Annotated in this window: 5 protein-coding genes; 2 read left to right on the forward strand and 3 right to left on the reverse strand. The window is 57.3% G+C overall.

Annotated elements, in window-relative coordinates; genetic code table 11:
* Together OCW50_RS33685 and OCW50_RS32975 are read right to left on the reverse strand one after the other, a co-directional pair.
* Positions 1-271: DUF7696 family protein (locus OCW50_RS33685; protein WP_444547399.1), on the reverse strand; the 271-nt coding region annotated here is incomplete at its 3' end.
* Positions 271-612: a hypothetical protein gene (locus OCW50_RS32975; protein ID WP_262300395.1), complete on the reverse strand. Its 342-nt coding sequence runs from the start codon at positions 610-612 to the stop codon at positions 271-273. The genes OCW50_RS33685 and OCW50_RS32975, both read right to left, overlap by 1 nt.
* A gap of 111 nt (positions 613-723) precedes the next feature.
* Between OCW50_RS32975 and OCW50_RS32980 the strand changes: the two genes are divergently transcribed.
* Positions 724-993, forward strand: a complete 270-nt coding sequence (locus tag OCW50_RS32980; protein ID WP_262300396.1) for a hypothetical protein — start codon at positions 724-726, stop codon at positions 991-993.
* A 144-nt stretch (positions 994-1,137) separates the two neighbouring features.
* Positions 1,138-1,410: an SWIB/MDM2 domain-containing protein gene (locus tag OCW50_RS32985; protein WP_262267337.1), complete on the forward strand. Its 273-nt coding sequence runs from the start codon at positions 1,138-1,140 to the stop codon at positions 1,408-1,410.
* 129 nt (positions 1,411-1,539) lie between these two features.
* On the opposite strand, the gene OCW50_RS32990 is transcribed toward OCW50_RS32985, so the two are convergent.
* On the reverse strand, positions 1,540-1,799 hold a 260-nt coding region (locus tag OCW50_RS32990; RefSeq protein ID WP_262300397.1), incomplete at its 5' end, for a hypothetical protein.

Consider the following 1,799-nt stretch of genomic DNA (forward strand, 5'->3'; position numbering starts at 1 on the left):
TCAAATCCTCAGCTGCCTTTCCTCCCCGAAGGAAAATGATTCCGCGCTCGATGGTTTTTCCGTTCTCATCCTTCGTGCCTTTTAAAAAGGCATCGCGTTCTGCCTTCGACATCTTCAGGACTGCGCGAGCTTCGCACTCGCGCTGCCACTCCTCGGACCACGTGTTGACCGGTTGTTTGGTGATTTCCGAGATAGCGGTTGTGTCGCGGGAATAGGCTATTTTATCAGGATCGCACAGGTGAATGGAGGAGATTGTCAGCTGATGCTGAATTAGACATCGGCAGGAGTAGCAACTTTCTCGACGGTCGGTCGCTTCGGCGGCGCTGAGAGGATGAGCTTGGCGAAAACCTCATAGACGGATTGTGGTCCACACTCGTTCTTACGAGCGGCGCAGTCTTCGAAAAAACCGAGATACTGGTCACATTGGATCGACCGCTGCTCCTTCGGAGCTTCCGTACACTGGGTGTATGCCTGCCTTAGCATGGGTGGTGGATCGAACGATTCAAACACTTCCCGGGCCGGCGATTGCGTGAGTGTCTCATGGGCCAGAATGAGACTGGCGGGGCCCGCGAGGACGACGATAGCTATGAAGCCATGATGGATCTTTCCCATTGGCGTACCTCGGACCTCTATGGTTAAGACGGAGTTAACCAATTCCCCCTGACATTGAAACATGTAACGGCATAGCATAGCCAGTAGCGTTGAGCCTAAGGAAGCGAACAGATGGAAAAGCGCCCCGAGCAAGAGGACGAACAAACGGAAACCAATGCGAAAGCCAGTACGCCCCAGCTGGATCGGCTGGAGAAGCTGGCCAATGCTGCTGCCACTGCCGCCCAGGCAAAGCAGTGGCGCGCACGCAAGAATGGTATCAATCAAGAGGAGGAACCCTCGGAGGTTCGCAATCTCAGTAGCGATGCAGAGGCCCGGGCTCGGGCCGAGGAAGCGATGCAGCGGATGATGGCAAAGCCGCATGGCAAACGACGTGGATATTGATGATCGGACCTCTTATTTGAAACACTGATCCTGACATTTGGTCGATCAAACCGGGATTAAGGGAGTGTTCAGCCCTTGCTGGCCATGGTCCCGCCCCTCTTTGCCCCTGCGGATTGCAGCGAGGCGCAGTTTAGGAGTTTTACAATGACCGAAGCCAAAGCAGCCAAGAAGTCCAATCCCGCTCTGGCAAAGCCGCTGCAGCCGTCGAACGAGCTGGCAGCCGTGGTCGGATCGTCTCCCCTGCCCCGCACGGAAGTGGTGAGCAAGGTGTGGGAGTACATCAAGGCCAACAACCTGCAGAACCCTGCGAACAAGCGTGAGATCCTGGCAGACGACAAGCTCCGGCCGGTGTTTGGCGGCAAGGACAAGGTGAGCATGTTCGAGATGAACAAACACTTTGCTCAGCATTTGTCTTGATCTGCGCGCGAAGATAGCGCCAGGCGGAAGAGTTCCGGCTATGATCCCCGGGGCTCTTCCTCTGGGATAACGACCCAGACAAGATCGTCGCTGTTGTCAGGCGAGGGCATCACGCACTCGTTTAGCCTGCTAGCGTCGACCGCAAGCAATCCGGATCTCCACCTCGATCTGTATCGGACCGCCCGTGTCGCGAAGATCCCTCCGGATCTCCTCACGCACGGCGCGGCGGACCTCCTCCGGCAGCGCGACTAGCGCCTGTCCAGACGAGCCACCGCCCCGCTCGAAGGGTCCGAAATACGCGTCGAAGGAGGGTAGCGTGAAACGATATGCCTCGGTGCTGATGTCCACATCCCGGAAGCCCGCACCCTCGAGCAACGAGCGCAACCGCC

This window comes from Microvirga sesbaniae, from assembly GCF_025460805.1.
GTDB classification, from domain to species: Bacteria; Pseudomonadota; Alphaproteobacteria; order Rhizobiales; family Beijerinckiaceae; genus Microvirga; species Microvirga sesbaniae.